The organism is Dielma fastidiosa (assembly GCF_000313565.1).
Taxonomy (GTDB): domain Bacteria; phylum Bacillota_I; class Bacilli_A; order Erysipelotrichales; family Erysipelotrichaceae; genus Dielma; species Dielma fastidiosa.
Window position 1 is genome coordinate 1 of sequence record NZ_CAEN01000115.1, and the last position, 253, is coordinate 253.

Sequence of the window (253 nt, forward strand, 5' to 3'; positions counted from 1 at the left end):
ATGGGTATGTACACATTCATGAATGATCTTACTCGCTGTTTCTGCAATCTCATGCTTTCGCTGATTCCTTGTCTTTCCCTTTAGCTTAATCGGCAGGATCTGCTGTCTGCACAGATTGCCTTGCCGATTGATGTGGGCAACCGCGATATGATCCACATTGATATCGATACCGATACTGCCTTCTTCCTTTTTAGTCATGATCATTTTGGGTTCCACCTCAATGATCGCTTTGATGATGAAATACTCACCATGA

General features: G+C 43.1%; 1 protein-coding gene. It reads right to left on the reverse strand.

All coding sequences use genetic code 11. The features are described 5' to 3' along the window. Positions 1-204, reverse strand: a 204-nt coding sequence (locus DAHG_RS18260) for a hypothetical protein (protein ID WP_034456214.1), incomplete at its 3' end; no start/stop codon positions are given. Positions 205-253 lie beyond the last annotated feature (49 nt).